Here is a 16911-nt window from a genome sequence, read left to right on the forward strand (position 1 = left end):
CGTGTCGTTGATTCATTCGGGCAGGGGCAGGCCCGCCGCGGCGCAGTCGGCGCGCAGCTGGGCCAGTTCGTCACCGGTGGCGTCGACGAGCGGCGGCCGCACCGGGCCGGCCGGGCGACCCTGCGCCCCCAGGCCGGCCTTGACCAGGATCGTGCCCTGGGTGCGGAAGATGCCGGTGTAGAGCGGCAGCAACCGCCGGTGCAGGGCGAGCGCACCGGCGTTGTCGCCCGCCTCGAACGCCTCGATCATCTGCTTGGTCAGCGCGCCGGTGAAGTGGGTGGAGGTGCCGACCACGCCGACCGCGCCGATCGACAGCATCGGCAGGGTGAGCGCGTCCTCGCCGCTGTAGTAGGCCAGGTCGGTGCGGCTGAGCACCTCCGACGTGGCGAACAGGTCGCCCTTGGCGTCCTTCACCGCGACGATCCGGCCGTGCTCGGCCAGCTTGACGAGCGTCTCGGTGGCGATCGCCACGCCCGCGCGGTGCGGGATGTCGTAGAGCATGACCGGCAGGCCGGTGGCGTCCGCGACTGTGGTGAAGTGTCGCAGCAGCCCGGCCTGCGGCGGCTTGTTGTAGTACGGCGTGACCACCAGCAGGCCGTGCGCACCGGCCTTCTCGGCCTGCGTGGCCAGCTCGACTGTGTGCCGGGTGTCGTTGGTGCCCACACCGGCGACGATGCGGGCCCGGTCGCCGACCGCCTCGACCACGGTGCGGATCAGCGACTCCTTCTCCGCCTCCGTGGTGGTCGGGGACTCGCCGGTGGTGCCGTTGAGCACCAGCGCGTCGTTGCCCTGCTCGTCGACGAGATATTCGGCCAGCCGGGCGGCGCCGTCGAGATCCAGGCCGCCGTCCGGCGTGAACGGGGTCACCATGGCCGTCATCACTCGCCCGAACGGGCGCGACGCGCCCCGGCTCGGGGCGGCGGAGTGGTCGTGCGTCATGCTCACAACCTAGCGGACGGCCGCCGGTGGCCCGGCGGCGAAGGGCGACGAGTCACTCCGCGTGCGGCGACGCAGCCACCTCGGAGCCGTCGGGCAGGGTGGAGATCACGAAGTCGGCGAAGACGTTCGGCGCGACACCCTTGAGCTGGCGCAGGCACTCCACCGCCAGCTCGCGGATCTCCACGTCGGCGTGCTCGGTGGCGCGCATCTTCACGAAGTGCCGCCAGGCCCGGTAGTTGCCGGTCACCACGATCCGGGTCTCGGTGGCGTTCGGCAGCACCGCCCGGGCCGCCTGGCGGGCCTGCTTGCGGCGCAGCGTCGGGTTGGGCTCGTCGGTGAAGCGGGCCTCCAGCCCTTCCAGCAACTCGGTGTACGCCCGCACCGCCGCGTCGGTGGCCTCGACGAACTTCTTGTGCAGCTCCGGGTCGTCGGCGATCACCGACGGCTCGACCATCGCCGCGTCCCGCTCGGGCACGTAGCGCTGGGAGAGCTGGGAGTAGGAGAAGTGCCGGTGCCGGATCAGCTCGTGGGTGAACGAGCGGGAGACGCCGCTGAAGTAGAAGCTCACCGAGCCGTGCTCCAGCACGCTCAGGTGGCCGACCTCCAGGATGTGCGCCAGGTAACCGGCGTTGGTGGCGGTGGCCGGGTTCGGCTTCCTCCAGCTCTGGTAGCAGGCCCGGCCGGCGAACTCGGCGAGCGCCTGCCCACCGTCGGCGTCGGTGGACCAGGGCACCTCTTCGGGCGCCTGGAACTGGGTCCACGCGATCAACTTGACCTGGGGCTGAACCATCTCCGGCATTCCTGCGACTGTAGTTGGCCCGCGCCCGGCGTGGAAATCGGGCACGCGGCCGGCCAGCGGGCGCTCCGCCCAGGTGTCTCGGCCTGAGTCGTCCGATATCGCCGCTCCGGCTCTCAAGATCTTGGTAGGAAATGGCCCCCATAGGAGCGCTGCGCTTCCAAGATCTTCTCCGATCCCGCTTTGCGGAACATCGAACCCGGATAGCGGGAGCGCTCCGGCGGAGAGGGCGGAGAGGGCTAGACGTAGAGCGAGGTGAAGGGTGACCAGGGCAGGTTGCGGACGACCGAGAAGACCCCCCACGCGGCCAGGAACACGCCGATGACCTTGGGGCTGAACTGGACCTCGGGCAGCTTCCAGCCGAACGCCCGGTTGCCGGCCCAGGCCACGAAGAGCCAGGCCAGGAACGGCAGCGCGAAGATGAACAGGAAGTGGTGCCGGGCGGCGGCGGGCAGGTCGCCGTGCAGCACGTACCAGAGCGCGCGGGTGCCGCCGCAGCCCGGGCAGTCCAGCCCCGTGGTCAGCTTGAGCAGGCAGGTCGGCGCGGCGTCCGGGTCGCTCCGGGTCGGGTCGCTGATCAGGGCGTACGCGACGCCGAGGCCGACGCAGCCGAGCGCGGCCAGCGGCACCGCCCAGCGCGGGGCGCGGGCGTGCAGGCGCAGCACCATCCGGGTGAACCGGTCGGCCTCGACCGGCTGGTACGCCACCGGGTAACCCGGCCACGGCGCTCCGGGCGCCCCGACGGGAGCTGGCGGGCCGGCGAGCGCGTGCGACGGCGATCCGGACTCCGGCTGCGCGTGCCCGTGCGGGTGCGGCTGGGGGTGCGGGTCGGGCGCGGTGGCAGGCCGGTCAACGCTCGTCACGCGCTCACCGTACACCGGCCACGCCCACCAGCGCGGCGGCCAGCGGCCCCGCGAGGTCGCCCGCGGCGGGCGGGGCGACCGCGTCCAGGCCGAGCCAGCCGGCCAGCCGGTAGAGCTCGGCGGCGAGCGCCACTGCCGTCTCCCCCGGGTCGGCGCCCGGCTCGACCCAGGCGGCCGGCACCAGCAGCGCCCCGGCCTTCCGGTCGGCCTTCAGGTCGACGCGGGCGGTGAAGCGCTCGCCCTGTCGGAACGGCAGCACGTAGTAGCCGTAGACCCGCTGGGGCGCCGGCACGTAGATCTCGATCCGGTAGGTGAAGCCGAACAGCCGCTCGGTGCGCGCCCGCTCCCAGACCAGCGGGTCGAACGGGCTGACCAGCGTGTTGCCGCGTACCCAGCGGGGCAGCCGCGCGTCGGCGTGCAGGTAGGCCGGCTGCCGCCAGCCCTGCACCGTGACCGGGGTCAGTTCGCCCGCCTCGACCAGCTCGGCCACCGCCCGCCGCGCCCCGGCGACCGGCAGCCGGAAGTAGTCGCGCAGGTCCGTCTCGGCGGCGACGCCGAGCGAGCGGGCGGCGATCGACACGAGCGACCGGTGCGCCTCGGCGTCGCCCGGGGTGGGCGCGTCCAGCACGGCGGCCGGGAGCACCCGCTCGGGCAGGTCGTAGCGGCGGGCGAACGAGTTGGTGCGGTCGGCGGCGGTGACCTCGCCGGCCCAGAACAGGAACTCCAGCGCCCGCTTCACGGCCGACCAGTTCCAGCCCCAGTTGCCGGTCTCCCGCGGGGCGTCGTGCTCGATCTCGGCCGCGGTCAGCGGCCCTCGGGCGGCCACCTCGTCGCGGACCCAGGCGACCAGCTCGGGCTGCTCCTCGGCGATCCGGCGCATGCCGCCCCACGCCTCGTCGCGGGCCTTCGCCATCCGCCAGCGCAACGCCGGGTGCAGCCCCACCGGGACCAGCGACGCCTCGTGCGCCCAGTATTCGAACAGCTCACGCGGGCGGCGGTAGGCGGCGGTGTCCAGCAGGGCGGTCGGGTACGGCCCGAGCCGGCTGTAGAGCGGCAGGTAGTGCGCGCGCTGGAGCACGTTCACCGAGTCCATCTGGATCAGCCCGACCCGGTCGAGCACCCGGCGCAGGTGGCGGCGGGTGGGCACGCCTGAAGGCGCCGGGTCGGCGAAGCCCTGGGCGGCCAGGGCGATCCGGCGGGCCTGGGCGAGGGAGAGCGATTCCGGTACGGCCATCGTCGGCGACCCTAATCCAGCGGTACGACATCGGGAGCGGCGGCTGGACCGATCGCCCGCCGGGGCATAGAACGGACAGGTGCTCACCATTCGCCGGGAGGAACCGGACGACGCCGAGGCCATCGCCCGGGTGCACGTCCACGGCTGGCAGGCCGGGTACGCCGGGATCATGCCCGAGGAGGTGCTGAGCCGGCTGAACCCGCGCGCCTGGGCGCAGCGCCGCCGCGACCTCGGCACCGCCGACCCGGAGCACCCGTTCACCACGCTCGTCGCCGTGGACGGCGGCACGATCGTCGGGTTCACCACGTTCGGGCCGTACCGGAACAACCAGGACCGCGGCGACCTCGACCCGGCGCACGGCGAGCTGCTGGCGATCTACCTGGAACCGGCGCACTGGGGTTCGGGCGCCGGCCGGACGCTGCTCGCGGCGGCCCGGGATGGCCTGGCCGAGCGGGGCTGGACCGGGTACCGGCTCTGGGTGCTCGCCGACAACGCCCGGGCGCGCCGCTTCTACGAGCGGGCCGGGCACTCACCGGACGGTGAGGAGTCCGCCTACCCGGTGCCGCTGTCCGGTGGCCGCACCCCGATCCTGCTCCGGGAGCTGCGGTACACCACCGGAGGCTGACCCGGCCGGGACGCCGTCGCCGGGACGCCCGCCTCCGGCCGGCGTGAGCCAGCGCCGGATCGGCAGCCCGAGCAGCAGCGCCAGGCTGATCCACACGTACGTGTTGCTGCCGAGGAAGCCGTCCACGCCGGTGAAGTCCTTCTCCCAGGACCAGACGATCCGGCTGCACAGCAGCGCGTACCCGATCAACGCGGCGGCCAGCAGCAGACGGCGCCGGCGGCTGCGCGCGGGCGCCGCCATGCCGTTGTCGACGAGCAGGATCAGGCCGGGCAGCAGCCAGACCAGGTGGTGCACCCAGGTGACCGGGCTGACCAGGCACATCACGGCACCGGTGAGGGCCAGGCCGGTGGCCTCGTCGCCGGCGGCCACCGCCGCCCGCGAACGCCACGCCCACACCACGAGCGTCAGGAGTACGAGCACCAGCCAGGCGATCGTGCTCGGGTGCTGCGGGTCGAGCCGGGCGACCACCCCGCGCAGCGACTGGTTGGAGACGAACGCCAGTTCACCGACCCGGTCGGTGTTCCACAGCGCCTCGGTCCAGAACTCCCGGGACGCGTCGGGGAAGAGACCGGCGGCCACGAGCGTGGCGACGGCGGCCGTGCCGACTGTGGTCAGCGCGGCCCGCCAGCGGCCGGTGACCAGCAGGTAGACGATGAAGATGCCGGGCGTCAGCTTGATCGCGGTGGCCAGGCCGATGCCCACGCCCGCCCAGCGGCTGCGCGCCGGCAGCAGCCACAGCAGGTCCGCCGCCACCAGGAACAGCAGCAGCATGTTGACCTGGCCGAAGTTGACCGTCTCGCGCATCGGCTCGTACGCGGCCGCCAGGCAGAGCGCCACAGCGAGCGCGAACCAGCGGGTCCAGCCGGACCGGCGGGCCACCGGGTCCAGCAGCCGCCAGATCACCACGGCGCTCGCCAGCACCGTCGCGGTCACGCTCACCACGATCGCCGCGCCCCACGGCAGGTACGCCATCGGCAGCATCACCAGTGCGGCGAACGGCGGATAGGTGAAGCCGTACTGCGTGCCGGGGCGCAAGAAGTCGTAGATCTCCCCGCCGTCACGCGCCCAGTAGGTCAGCGCGCCGTAGTAGACCTGGAGGTCGAAGAAGCCGTGCCGCACGGCCGCCACGGAGAGGAACACGGTGACCGCCGCGGCGAGCGCCACCACGGCGACGACCTGCGTGATCGTCCGCCCGGCACCCTGCGCCACCGTCACCCTCCTCGCCCTGCGTAGGCTCACGTGCCATGGCTGCAGGCTACGTCCGGCCCGCGCGTCCCGAGGACGCCGGCGAGATCGCACGCATCCAGCTCGCGACCTGGCGGGTCGCGTACCGCCGGATCCTGCCACGGCACGTGCTCGACAACCTCGACGAGGCGTACCTCGCGCGGCGGTGGAGTGCGGCGGTGCAGGAGCCGCCCTCGGGCGCGCACCGGGTGCTGGTCGCCGTCGAACAGGCGGCGCAATCCTATCTGGTGGGGTTCGTCGCCTCCGGTCCGGCCGACGCCGACGCGCTCGCCCCCGACGAGCCGGCCGAGGCGCTCGGCTCGGACGTCGCCGCGGTCACGGATCTGCTGGTCGAGCCCCGGTGGGGGCGGCGCGGGCACGGCAGCCGGCTGCTCGCCGCGGCCGTCGACCACTGGCGCGCCGACGGTCTGACCCGGGCGGTGGCGTGGGCGTTCGACGCCGACGCCGCGACCCGGAAGTTCCTCGGCTCGACCGGCTGGGAGCCGGACGGAGCGGCCCGCGCGCTGGACGTGGACGACATGCTGGTCTCCCAGATCCGCCTGCACGTGGCAGTCCCGGAGGAAAATCTTCCGCCGCAGCGATGAGTTCTGCTCGTCTCGCCGGTCCACCCTCGCGTGGGTGGGCCGGCGGTCCCGGCACGGGGCAGGACCGCCACCCCACCCGCCGCACCCCGCCCCGATCCAGTCGATCATGAAGTTGGCGGCCTTTTCGATCTCCCCAACTGCCGCCAACCTCATGATCGACCAGGTACAGGCCCGGGGGGTGAGGGTGAGGGTGAGGGTGGGGGTCAGGCTGGGGGGAGTTCGGCTACCAGTTCTTCGTCCTCCATCGCGCCTGTGGGGTGGAAACCCAGGGACGTGTAGAGGGCGGCGGCGGGCTTGTTGTCGGGGTGGTAGCTCAGGCGGATCGGCCGGCCCGCCTCGGCGAGCCAGTCGGCGAGCGTCCGCACTGTGGCGCGGCCCAGGCCCCGGCCCTGCTCGGCGGCGTCGATCACCATGCCGCCGATCCAGCGCGACTCGTCGTCGTCCACGCCCCACATGACGTGGCCGACGACAGTCTCGTCGGCGTAGACGGCCAGCGAGTTCCAGACGTCCGAGCGCTCGGTGAGAAGCAGGTAGCGGGCGGCCAGCGCGGCCACGAAGGCGCGCTGGCCGTCGTGCGGCGCGACGTCCGCCACGGCCCGCCAGTTGTCGTCGTCCACCGGGCGCAGCGTCACCCGGCGGCCGGTGCGGTCGGAGTGTCCGGAATCGATCATGAAAGCAGCCTAGGTCCACGCCGCCGACCAGGCAAAACGGTTTCCCGCAGCAGGCCGGAGCACGCCGCGCGACGGATCAGTCGAGCAGGGCGTCCAGGCCGACTGTGAGACCGGGCCGGCGACCCACCTCCCGGACCGCGAGCAGCACGCCGGGCATGAACGACACCCGGTCGTACGAGTCGTGCCGGATGGTGAGCGTCTCGCCGGTGGTGCCGAACAGCACCTCCTGGTGGGCGACCAGGCCGGTGGCGCGTACGGCGTGCACGCGTACCCCGTCGATGTCGGCACCGCGGGCGCCGGCCACCTCGTCGCGGGTCGCGTCCGGCGCGAGCCCCAGGCCGGCGTCGGCGCGGGCGGCGGCGATCAGCCGGGCCGTGTGGGTGGCGGTGCCGCTCGGCGCGTCCAGCTTGCGCGGGTGGTGCTGCTCGACGATCTCGACCGACTCGAAGTAGCGGGCGGCGCGCGCCGCGAACTGCATCATCAGCACCGCGCCGATGCCGAAGTTGGGGGCGATCACCACGCCTACGCCGGGCCGGCCGGCGAGCCAGCCCCGCACCTCGGCGAGCCGCTGCCCGGTGAAGCCGGTGGTGCCGACCACCGCGTGCACGCCGTGCTCGACGCACCAGCGCAGGTTGTCCATGACCGCGTCGGGGGTGGTGAAGTCGACGACCACTTCGGCACCCGCCTGCGCCACCGCGTCCAGGTCGTCGCCCTGGTCGACGGCCGCGACCAGCTCCAGGTCGGCGGCGGAGCCGACCGCCTTGCAGACCTCCATGCCCATCCGGCCCCGGGCACCGAGCACACCGACCCGGGCCGCCGTCTTCTGCTGCTCAGTCACGGGCCACAACCTATCCCAGCGCCCGGCACGGGATCCGGCGGACCGGCGCGGCGCTCAGGACCGGTGGGGCGCTCAGCTCGTGGCCGTGAAGCTGCCGGAGTCGAACGGACCCACCACGGCAAGCGACATGGGCCGGCCGAGCAGGTCGGCGGCGAGCGTGTTCACGTCGTCGAGCGTCACCGCGTCCACCCGGGCCAGCAGGTCGTCCACCGGCATCAGGTTGCCGTAGAGCAGCTCCCCCTTGGCGAGCCGGCTCATCCGCGAGCCGGTGTCCTCCAGCCCGAGCACGAACGAGCCCTTGCTCATCCCCTTGCCCCGGGCCAGTTCCGCCTCGGTGATCCCCTCGGCTGCCACCCGCGCCAGCTCCGCGCGGGTCAGGTCCAGCACCTCGTCCACCTTGCCCGGCGCGCACCCGGCGTAGACGGCGAACACGCCGCTGTCGGCGTACTGGCTGGCGTAGGAGTAGACCGAGTACGCCAGGCCACGCTGCTCCCGGATCTCCTGGAACAGCCGGCTGGACATGCCGCCGCCGAGCACGTTGTTGAGCACGCCGAGCGCGAACCGCCTGTCGTCGGTGCGGTCGATCCCCGGGCAGCCGAGGATGACGTGCGCCTGCTCGGTCTCCTTCGGCTCGACGAGCGTGGTGGCCGGCTTGGTGCGTACCGTCGGGGTGGCCGCGCGGTGCGGCGCCGGCGACGCCGGGTCGGTGTCCAGCGGGGTGCCGCGCAGCGCCTGCCGGACCAGCTTGACCACTGCGGCGTGGTCGAGGTTGCCGGCGGCGGCGATCACGATCTGCGGCGCGGTGTAGCGGCGGCGGTAGAAGCCCTGGATCTGCCGCCGGGTCATCGGCGTGACCGTCTCCTCGGTGCCGGAGATGAGCCGGCCCAGCGGGTGGTCGCCGTAGACGGCGCGGGCGAACAGGTCGTGCACCTCGTCGCCGGGCTCGTCGTCGTGCATGGCGATCTCTTCGAGGATGACGCCGCGTTCGGTCTCCACGTCGGCGGCGGTCAGCACCGAGTCGGCGACCAGGTCGCACATGACGTCGATGGCCAGCGGCAGGTCCTCGTCCAGCACCCGCGCGTAGTAGCAGGTGTATTCCTTCGTGGTGAAGGCGTTCGTCTCGCCGCCCACGGCCTCGATCTGCGACGAGATCTCCAGCGCGCTGCGCTTGTTGGTGCCCTTGAACAGCAGGTGCTCCAGGAAGTGCGCGGCACCGGCCTGCGAGCCGGTCTCGTCGCGCGAGCCGACCGCCACCCAGATGCCGAACGACACGCTGCGCATCGCCGGGATCGCCTCGGTGAGCACCCGCAGCCCGCTGGGCAGCACGGTACGGCGGACGGTGCCGCCGAGCGGGTCGTCGCTGAGCGTCCGGGTGACCGCGCGGGCCGCCGAACCGGTCGACGCCACCCCCCGTCCCGTCGAGGCGACTGACGAACTCACGAGAACCTGCTCTCCGGATGACGAGGAACGGCGGGACGTACGACGGCTCCAGCTCGCGCAGGCGACCTGGAGCCGTGGGCCGGCCCGGGCGACGCGGACGTCACCCGGGCCGGTCGGTGGATCAGCTGTGCCGGGTCCGGCGACGCGGACGGGACTCGCCGCCGCCCTCGCCACCCTCGGAGCGGCGCTCGCCACCCTCGGAGCGGCGCTCGCCACCCCGGTCACCGCGGTCACGCGGGCCACGGTCGCCGCCGCGGTCCCGGCCCGACGGACGGTCGCCACCGGCTGCCTCACCGGCGGCCGGCGCCTCGGCGCCCTCCGGACGGATCTTGTCCAGGTAGATCTTGCCGCGGGCGTCGATGTCCGCGATCTCCACCTCGACCTTGTCGCCGACGTTGAGGAAGTCCTCGACCTTCTCGACCCGCTTGCCGTCGCCCACCTTGGAGATGTGCAGCAGGCCGTCACGGCCCGGCAGGAGCGAGATGAAGGCGCCGAACGCGGCGGTCTTCACCACCGTGCCGAGGAACCGCTCGCCCACCTTCGGCAGGGTCGGGTTCGCGATGCCGTTGATCCGGTCCACAGCGGCCTGGGCCGACGGCCCGTTGGTCGCGCCGACGTAGATGGTGCCGTCGTCCTCGATGGAGATCTCGGCGCCGGTCTCGTCCTGGATGGCGTTGATGGTCTGGCCCTTCGGGCCGATCACCATGCCGATCTTGTCGACCGGGATCTTCACGGTGGTCACCCGCGGCGCGTAGTCCGACATCTCGGCCGGCGCCTCGATGGCCCGCTGCATCACGTCGAGGATGGTCTGCCGGGCCTCGTGCGCCTGCTGGAGCGCGGCGGCCAGCACGTCCGACGGGATGCCGTCGAGCTTGGTGTCGAGCTGCAGCGCGGTGACGAAGTCACGGGTGCCGGCGACCTTGAAGTCCATGTCGCCGAACGCGTCCTCGGCGCCGAGGATGTCGGTCAGCGTCACGTACTGGGTCTTGCCGTCGACCTCGTCGGAGATGAGGCCCATGGCGATGCCGGCGACCGGCGCCTTCAGCGGCACACCGGCCGAGAGCAGGCCCAGCGTCGAGGCGCAGACCGAACCCATCGAGGTGGAGCCGTTGGAGCCGAGCGCCTCGGAGACCTGCCGGATGGCGTACGGGAACTCCTCGCGCGACGGCAGCACCGGGATCAGCGCCCGCTCGGCCAGCGCGCCGTGACCGATCTCGCGACGCTTCGGCGAGCCGACCCGGCCGGTCTCACCGGTCGAGTACGGCGGGAAGTTGTAGTTGTGCATGTAGCGCTTGCGGTTCTCCGGGGACAGCGTGTCCACCATCTGCTCCATGCGCAGCATGTTCAGCGTGGTGACGCCCAGGATCTGGGTCTCGCCGCGCTCGAACAGCGCCGAGCCGTGCACCCGCGGCAGCACGCCGACCTCGGCGCTCAGCGGACGGATGTCACGCGGGCCGCGGCCGTCGATGCGGACCTGCTCGCGCAGCACCCGGTTGCGGACCTCGGACTTGGTCAGCGAGCGGAACGCGGCGGACAGCTCCTTCTCGCGGCCCTCGAACCGGCCGGTCAGCTCCTCGGCGACCTTGGCCTTGATCCGGTCCAGGGCCTCCTCGCGGTCGGCCTTGCCGGCGATCTTCAGGGCCTCGGTGACGTCGGCGCGGGCCACGTCGGCCACCGCGTCGTAGACGTCGTCCTGGTAGTCCAGGAAGACCGGGAACTCGCTGACCGGCTTGGCGGCGACCTCGGCCAGCTCGCTCTGCGCCCGGCACAGCTCACGGATGGCCGGCTTGGCGGCCTCCAGGCCGCTGGCCACGATCTCCTCGGTCGGCGCGGTGGCGCCGTCGGAGATCAGGGCCACCGCGTTCGGGGTGGCCTCGGCCTCGACCATCATGATCGCGACCTCGCCGTCGGCGAGGGTGCGGCCGGCCACGACCATGTCGAAGGTGGCCCGGGCCAGCTCCTCCAGGGTCGGGAAGGCGACCCACTGGCCGTCCACGTGCGCGACCCGGGTCGCGCCGATCGGGCCGGAGAACGGCAGGCCGGAGAGCTTGGTCGACATCGAGGCGGCGTTGATGGCCACCACGTCGTACGGGTGCTGCGGGTCGAGCGCCAGCACGGTCTCGACGACCTGGACCTCGTTGCGCAGGCCCTTGACGAACGACGGGCGCAGCGGCCGGTCGATCAGCCGGCAGGTGAGGATGGCGTCCTCGCTGGGCCGGCCCTCGCGGCGGAAGAACGAGCCGGGGATGCGGCCCGCGGCGTACATCCGCTCCTCGACGTCCACCGTCAGCGGGAAGAAGTCGAACGACTCGCGCGGCTGCTTGCCGGCGGTGGTGGCGGAGAGGACGACCGTCTCGCCGAGCTGGGCGACGACGGAGCCGGCGGCCTGACGGGCCAGGCGGCCGGTGGAGAAGGTGATCTCACGGGTGCCGAAGGACCCGTTGTCGATCACCGCGGTGCGGGATTCGGTGCCGAGGTTGGTCTCGGTCATGTGCTGTGGTGCTCCTTCGCGTCGTCGGCCGACGACACGGGAACTGCTCAGGCGGCCGGTCTTCGATCGAAGCGCCCGGGGTGGCCGGCGTCGTGCCGGGATTCCCGGGGGCCACTACCGGAGACCGGTGCTGACCGGCTCCCTCTTCGGGTGTCGCGCGGCCGGGTTCTTCGGTGGTACTGCAACGGGGGAGCGGCCAGGCGGCCACTCCCCCGTCAGGTCATCGGCGCAGGCCGAGCCGCTCGATGAGCGACCGGTAGCGGTTGATGTCCTTCTTCTGGACGTAGTTCAGCAGCCGGCGGCGCCGGCCGACCAGCAGCAGCAGCCCACGGCGGCTGTGGTGGTCGTGCTTGTGCACCTTCAGGTGCTCGGTGAGCTCCGCGATCCGCTTGGTCAGGACCGCGACCTGCACCTCGGGCGAGCCGGTGTCGCCCTCGGCGGTCGCGTACTCCTGGCGGATCTTGGCCTTGGCTTCCTGGTCGAGCGCCATGTTCTCCCTGTTTCGTGGGTCATTCGATGAGGTCCGGAGCGGTCGTGGTGACCGGTGCAACGGACCGGTTCCTCGCACCCGCGGCGTCGTGCAGGCACGCGAGGCCCCCGTCGGTCAGCCGACGTCTCCGTCAGCCTACCAGCCCTCGGGACGGACGGCCGGTCAAGGTGGCCCCGCGCCGGTCAGAGCACCGCCCGGCGGGTGCGTTCCACGTCCTCGGCGATCTGGGCCACCAGCGGTTCGATCGCGTCGTATGTCCGCTGCTCACGCAGGTGCGCCACGAAGTCCAGGGCCAGCCGCTCGCCGTACAGGTCGCCGCTGAAGTCCAGCGCGTACGCCTCCACCCGCCGCTCCCGGCCGGAGAACGTCGGGTTGGTGCCGATCGACACGGCCGCCGCCAGCGGTTCGCCGTCGCGGCGCACCAGGCGGGCCGCGTACACCCCGTCGGCCGGCACCGCCGCGTACCTGTGGGTCAGCAGGTTGGCGGTGGGGTAACCCAGCTCACGTCCGCGCTGGTCGCCGCGGACCACCACGCCCTCGACGCGGTGCGGGCGGCCGAGCGCCGCCGCCGCCGCGCCCACGTCCCCCGCGTCGACGCAGGACCGGATGTACGTGGAGGAGAAGACGGTCCCCGCCTCGGCGACCAGCGGCGCCCCCTCGACGGCGAACCCGAAGGTACGGCCCAGCCGCTCCAGCAGCGGCACGTCACCGGCGGCCCGGTGCCCGAACCGGAAGTTGTCACCGACCACCACCAGCGCGGCGTGCAGGTGCGCGACCAGGACGTCGTGCACGAACGCCTCGGGTGGCAGCCGGGAGAACTCGACTGTGAACGGCACCACGCAGAGCACGTCCACGCCGAGCGCCTCGATCAGCTCGGCCTTGCGGGCCGGCTCGGTCAGGACCGCCGGGTGCGAGCCGGGGCGTACCACCTCGGCCGGGTGCGGGTCGAACGTCACCACCACCGACTTGACGCCCAGCTCCCGGGCGCGCGCCACGGCGTGACCGATGGTGGCCTGGTGCCCCCGGTGCACGCCGTCGAAGACGCCGATGGTGACCACCGAGCGTCCCCAGCCGCCGGGCGCTGCCTCGTACCCCCGCCACCGCTGCATGCCGTTCCTCCCCCTGTCCGCCCGCGCGCCGTTCAGGCCGGGGCCAGCACGATCTCCGCGCGGGCCCGACCGTCCCGCTCGCTGACGATAGCGATCAGCCCGCCCGCCGGGTCGAAGACCGCGTACGGCCCGGTGATCCCGGCGGGCGCGAGCGGCCCGCCGTGGGACAGCACCCGGGTCTCGTCGGCGGTGGCGTCCCGGCGCGGGAAGAACCGCGCGGCGGCGGCGTCCAGCGGCAGGTTCACCACGTCCGGCGCGCGCTCCTCGAGCTGGTCGAGCGTGGCCGCCTCGGCGAGCGTGAACCCGCCCACAGCGGTCCGGCGCAGCGCGGTGAGGTGACCGCCGACGCCGAGCGCCGCGCCCGCGTCGCGGGCCAGCGCCCTGATGTACGTCCCGGACGAGCAGGTCACGTCCACGTCCACGTCCACCACGTCCGGGACGTCCCGGCGGATCGCCAGCACGTCCAGCCGCGACACGGTCACCCGGCGGGCGGGCAGCTCGACCGCCTCCCCGTCGCGGACCCGCTTGTACGCCCGCTGCCCGTCGATCTTGATGGCGCTCACCGCGCTCGGCACCTGGTCGATCTCGCCGGTGAGGGCGGCCAGCGCGGCGCGTACCCCGTCGTCGGTGACCGCTCCGGCCGGGGTGGTCGCGACCACCTCGCCCTCGGCGTCGTCGGTGACCGTGGCCTGTCCCAGCCGGATCGTCGCGGCGTAGCTCTTGCCGGCGCCGATCACGTACGTGAGCAGCCGGGTCGCCCGGCCCACCCCGATCACCAGGACGCCGGTGGCCATCGGGTCGAGCGTGCCGCCGTGACCGACACGGCGGGTACGCGCCAGCCGCCGGATGCGGGCCACGACGTCGTGCGACGTCATGCCGCCGGGCTTGTCGACCACGATCAGACCGTCTGTGCTCACGACCGCCAAGCCTGCCAGACGTCGGTGATCGGCCCTGCGGGGGATACCGCCCAGCTTCGGCGGGGTGTCAAGATCGTGCGCCAGCGCCCCGTCTGCCCGGGAAGTCCGATGACCGATCACCGCTCCGCCCCCGACCCCTCCTTCTCCGCCGGCCCGCCGGAGGACGAGCTGGGACGGGCGCCCGAGTGGCTGCGCCGGCCCGAGCCCGAGGTGCCGCCCGGCCGCGCGGACCGCCTGCGGATCGCGCTCGGCGGGCACTCCGGCAAGCTGCTCGGCGGCGTACTCGCGCTGGTGCTGCTCGCGTTCTTCGGGCTCGTCGGGGGCCTCGGCTACCAGGGCTTCCAGCGCTGGCGGGAACCGGCCGCCGAACACCCCACGGTGAGCCTGCCGGTCGGTGAGCAGGCGTCCTCGTCGGCCTCGACCCCGCCGGCCGCCGGCCCGTTCGACGGCACCCCGGCGGCGGCCTTCCCGGAGGGCGCGGCGGGAATCGCGCTGCCCCGCGCCAAGCGCACCGGCCCGTTCACCGAGAAGCAGGTGGCCGACACGCTGGCCAAGGTACGCAAGGCGCTGGTCACCGCCCGGCTGGACCGCACCTTCTTCACCGCGAAGGACCCGGAGCGGCTGGTGCGCCAGTTCGCCCCGGACGCGCGGGCCGGCGTGCGCGACGACTTCCCCACCGGCGAGGCGAGCACCTACGCGACCCGGCTCGCCCCCGGCGCCCGGCTCACCGCCGACCAGCCCCGGGTCAAGGGCCGGATCAGCTACCGGGCGACGAAGGACCGGGACGGCATCCGCATCCTGGAGGTGACCACGAACTTCGTCTGGGCGTACGCGTTCCCCACCACCAGCCCCACGCCGGGCGACGGCGTCGTGGTGGTCCACGACACGGTGAAGTGGAGCATCCCGCACCCGGCCGACGTGACCACTGCCTCCGCCGGGCTGTGGATCGAGCGGGCCGACTCGTACGCCTCCAACATCGACTGCGCCGCGCTGGACAAGGGGCTGCTCGCGCTCGGCAAGCAGTCGTTCGGCGGGCCGGCCGACCCGGACCCGGACGCGGTCTTCGACCCGGACAAGACGGTCGATCTGCCGGACACCTGCTGACCGGCGTCAGCGCACCGCGCCGACCACCGCCCACGCACCCGAGCGCATCCGCAGCAGCAGGCCGGCCAGCCGCAGCACCACGAACAGCGTCAGTCCGGCCCAGATCCCGCCCAGCCCGAGGTCGAACCCGTAGGCCAGCCAGATCGCCGGCAGGAACCCGCCGAACGCACACACGATGGTGAGGTTGCGCAGGTAGCGCACGTCGCCCGCGCCGATCAGCACCCCGTCGAGCGCGAACACCACGCCGCCGATCGGCTGGAGCGCCACGAACCACGGCCAGGCCGTCATGGCCTGCTCACGTACCTGCGGATCGGAGCTGAACCACGACGGCACGACGCCGGCGCCGGCGGCGATGAGCACCGCGAAGGCCACGCCGCACAGCCCGCCGAGCAGCGCGATGCGGCGGGCCAGGAACCGCGCGGACGCCGCGTCGCCGCCGCCGAGCGCGGCGCCGACCAGCGACTGCGCGGCGATGGCCAGCGCGTCGAGCACCAGCGCGGTGAAGAACCACAGCTGTACGGCGATCTGGTGCGCGCCGACCGCGGCGGCGCCGAAGCGGGCCGCGACGGCTGTGGCGGACAGGAAGCTGGCCTGGAACGCGACGCCCCGCACGAGCAGGTCCCGGCTGAGCACGAGCTGCTGACCGATCACCCGCGGCCGGGGGCGCAGCGAGACCCGCTCCCGCACCAGCGCCGCCGCGAACAGCACCCCGGACAGCGTCTGCGCGATCGCGTTCGCCACCGCCGAGCCGACCAGGCCGAGCCCGGCCGGGTAGACGAGCAGCGGGCAGAGCACCGCGGAGAGCAGGTTCGGGCCGAGCACGAACAGCAGCGGGCGGCGGGTGTCCTGGATGCCGCGCAGCCAGCCGTTGCCGGCGGCGGCGAGCAGCAGGCCGGGCGCGCCGAGCGCCGCGATCCGCAGCCACCCGGCGGCGGCGTCGGCCACCTCGCCGGGGCTGCCGACGAGGGTACGCGCCAGCGCGCCCCCACCGATGCCGATGGCGACCGCCACCAGCACTCCGGTGGCGAGCGCGAGCCAGGACGCCTGGACGCCCTCGGCCACCGCGGCGGCCCGGTCCCCCGCCCCGAAGCGGCGGGCCGAGCGGCCCGTTGTGCCGTACGCGACGACGGTCCCGACCCAGGCGGTGAGCGTCATGACCGTGCCACCGACGGCGAGCGCGGCCAGCGGCACCCGGCCGAGGTGACCGACCACTGCGGTGTCGACCAGGACGTAGAGCGGCTCGGCGGCCAGCACCACGAGGGCGGGCAGCGCGAGCGCGGCGATCCGCCGCGGCGAGGCGGTGACGGAGGTGGCGGTGGTGCTCATCGCCGCCGATCCTGGCACGCCCCCAGTAAGGCACGCAAGGCAGGCGACTACTTACCCACAGCGGCCGGGAAGCGGGCGGGCTCCCGAGCGGCGGTGACGTCGGCGTCGGGCCGGGGTGTGGTCCTCGGGCCCGGCCGGCGTCACCGCCGGACGGCGTATGTCACTGACGGGTGTCCATCGAGGTCTGCAGCGCGCGGCGCATCTGCTCGCGCGCCTCGTCGGTGGTGGTCTCGGTCTGC

The 16911-nt window shown here is 73.5% G+C and carries 16 protein-coding genes; 3 read left to right on the forward strand and 13 right to left on the reverse strand.

All coding sequences use genetic code 11. The annotated features are described in order from the left end of the window. Positions 1-12: 12 nt before the first annotated feature. The 4 genes from dapA to FB454_RS09430 all read right to left on the reverse strand — a co-directional run bounded on the left by dapA (position 13) and on the right by FB454_RS09430 (position 3832). Positions 13-939: a 4-hydroxy-tetrahydrodipicolinate synthase gene (dapA, locus tag FB454_RS09415; RefSeq protein WP_013284689.1), complete on the reverse strand. Its 927-nt coding sequence runs from the start codon at positions 937-939 to the stop codon at positions 13-15. Positions 940-991: 52 nt separating this feature from the next. Beyond that, positions 992-1729 carry an FAD-dependent thymidylate synthase gene (gene thyX / locus FB454_RS09420; protein WP_145822893.1) on the reverse strand — a complete coding sequence of 246 codons (738 nt, stop codon included), beginning with the start codon at positions 1727-1729 and terminating at the stop codon, positions 992-994. Between the two features lie 245 nt (positions 1730-1974). After that, the gene (locus FB454_RS09425) at positions 1975-2613 is read right to left on the reverse strand and encodes a DUF2752 domain-containing protein (protein WP_145822824.1); all 639 of its coding nucleotides are present in this window, start codon (positions 2611-2613) and stop codon (positions 1975-1977) included. Continuing rightward, on the reverse strand, positions 2603-3832 hold the full coding sequence (locus FB454_RS09430; protein WP_013284686.1) for a winged helix-turn-helix domain-containing protein: 1230 nt from the start codon (positions 3830-3832) through the stop codon (positions 2603-2605). The genes FB454_RS09425 and FB454_RS09430 overlap by 11 nt, the downstream gene beginning before the upstream one ends. A 79-nt stretch (positions 3833-3911) precedes the next feature. Between FB454_RS09430 and FB454_RS09435 the strand changes: the two genes are divergently transcribed. Beyond that, a complete protein-coding gene (locus tag FB454_RS09435; protein WP_013284685.1) occupies positions 3912-4457 on the forward strand; it encodes a GNAT family N-acetyltransferase in 546 nt (181 codons plus the stop codon). On the opposite strand, the gene FB454_RS09440 is transcribed toward FB454_RS09435, so the two are convergent. Further along, positions 4362-5666 (reverse strand): glycosyltransferase family 87 protein, encoded by a 1305-nt coding sequence (locus FB454_RS09440; RefSeq protein ID WP_145822825.1) that lies wholly within the window; start codon positions 5664-5666, stop codon positions 4362-4364. The genes FB454_RS09435 and FB454_RS09440 overlap by 96 nt on opposite strands. 35 nt (positions 5667-5701) lie before the next feature. Here FB454_RS09440 and FB454_RS09445 point away from each other — a divergent pair, with 35 nt between their 5' ends. Next, positions 5702-6286 (forward strand): GNAT family N-acetyltransferase, encoded by a 585-nt coding sequence (locus tag FB454_RS09445; protein ID WP_145822826.1) that lies wholly within the window; start codon positions 5702-5704, stop codon positions 6284-6286. A 203-nt stretch (positions 6287-6489) separates the two neighbouring features. On the opposite strand, the gene FB454_RS09450 is transcribed toward FB454_RS09445, so the two are convergent. The 7 genes from FB454_RS09450 to truB form a co-directional block, all read right to left on the reverse strand. Continuing rightward, entirely contained in the window at positions 6490-6957 is a 468-nt protein-coding gene (locus FB454_RS09450; protein ID WP_013474446.1) for a GNAT family N-acetyltransferase, read from the reverse strand. A 76-nt stretch (positions 6958-7033) separates the two neighbouring features. Further along, positions 7034-7795 carry a 4-hydroxy-tetrahydrodipicolinate reductase gene (dapB, locus tag FB454_RS09455; RefSeq protein WP_145822827.1) on the reverse strand — a complete coding sequence of 254 codons (762 nt, stop codon included), beginning with the start codon at positions 7793-7795 and terminating at the stop codon, positions 7034-7036. 72 nt (positions 7796-7867) lie between these two features. Beyond that, on the reverse strand, positions 7868-9235 hold the full coding sequence (locus FB454_RS09460; RefSeq protein ID WP_041784159.1) for a M16 family metallopeptidase: 1368 nt from the start codon (positions 9233-9235) through the stop codon (positions 7868-7870). Between the two features lie 121 nt (positions 9236-9356). Beyond that, positions 9357-11726, reverse strand: coding sequence for a polyribonucleotide nucleotidyltransferase (locus FB454_RS09465; RefSeq protein WP_013474443.1), 2370 nt, complete (start codon positions 11724-11726; stop codon positions 9357-9359). A gap of 220 nt (positions 11727-11946) precedes the next feature. Further along, positions 11947-12216, reverse strand: coding sequence for a 30S ribosomal protein S15 (gene rpsO / locus FB454_RS09470; RefSeq protein ID WP_013284678.1), 270 nt, complete (start codon positions 12214-12216; stop codon positions 11947-11949). 182 nt (positions 12217-12398) lie between these two features. Beyond that, positions 12399-13325: a bifunctional riboflavin kinase/FAD synthetase gene (locus FB454_RS09475; RefSeq protein ID WP_013284677.1), complete on the reverse strand. Its 927-nt coding sequence runs from the start codon at positions 13323-13325 to the stop codon at positions 12399-12401. Positions 13326-13357: 32 nt separating this feature from the next. Continuing rightward, positions 13358-14242 carry a tRNA pseudouridine(55) synthase TruB gene (gene truB / locus FB454_RS09480; RefSeq protein WP_013284676.1) on the reverse strand — a complete coding sequence of 295 codons (885 nt, stop codon included), beginning with the start codon at positions 14240-14242 and terminating at the stop codon, positions 13358-13360. 108 nt (positions 14243-14350) lie between these two features. Here truB and FB454_RS09485 point away from each other — a divergent pair, with 108 nt between their 5' ends. After that, positions 14351-15346, forward strand: a complete 996-nt coding sequence (locus FB454_RS09485; protein ID WP_145753098.1) for a hypothetical protein — start codon at positions 14351-14353, stop codon at positions 15344-15346. A 6-nt stretch (positions 15347-15352) separates the two neighbouring features. Here the strand turns inward: FB454_RS09485 and FB454_RS09490 are convergent, their stop codons facing one another. Next, on the reverse strand, positions 15353-16672 hold the full coding sequence (locus FB454_RS09490) for an MATE family efflux transporter (protein ID WP_145753101.1): 1320 nt from the start codon (positions 16670-16672) through the stop codon (positions 15353-15355). Positions 16673-16911 lie beyond the last annotated feature (239 nt).

Source organism: Micromonospora sp. CNZ297 (assembly GCF_007827625.1).

Excerpts from the sequence above, each read along its gene's own strand:
- FB454_RS09475 (WP_013284677.1), bottom strand. The coding sequence starts at position 13,325 with ATGCAGCGGTGGCGGGGGTACGAGGCAGCGCCCGGCGGCTGGGGACGC.
- FB454_RS09465 (WP_013474443.1), bottom strand. The coding sequence starts at position 11,726 with ATGACCGAGACCAACCTCGGCACCGAATCCCGCACCGCGGTGATCGAC.
- FB454_RS09445 (WP_145822826.1), top strand. The coding sequence starts at position 5,702 with ATGGCTGCAGGCTACGTCCGGCCCGCGCGTCCCGAGGACGCCGGCGAG.
- rpsO (WP_013284678.1), bottom strand. The coding sequence starts at position 12,216 with ATGGCGCTCGACCAGGAAGCCAAGGCCAAGATCCGCCAGGAGTACGCG.
- thyX (WP_145822893.1), bottom strand. The coding sequence starts at position 1,729 with ATGGTTCAGCCCCAGGTCAAGTTGATCGCGTGGACCCAGTTCCAGGCG.
- dapA (WP_013284689.1), bottom strand. The coding sequence starts at position 939 with ATGACGCACGACCACTCCGCCGCCCCGAGCCGGGGCGCGTCGCGCCCG.
- FB454_RS09485 (WP_145753098.1), top strand. The coding sequence starts at position 14,351 with ATGACCGATCACCGCTCCGCCCCCGACCCCTCCTTCTCCGCCGGCCCG.
- FB454_RS09430 (WP_013284686.1), bottom strand. The coding sequence starts at position 3,832 with ATGGCCGTACCGGAATCGCTCTCCCTCGCCCAGGCCCGCCGGATCGCC.
- FB454_RS09450 (WP_013474446.1), bottom strand. The coding sequence starts at position 6,957 with ATGATCGATTCCGGACACTCCGACCGCACCGGCCGCCGGGTGACGCTG.
- FB454_RS09490 (WP_145753101.1), bottom strand. The coding sequence starts at position 16,672 with ATGAGCACCACCGCCACCTCCGTCACCGCCTCGCCGCGGCGGATCGCC.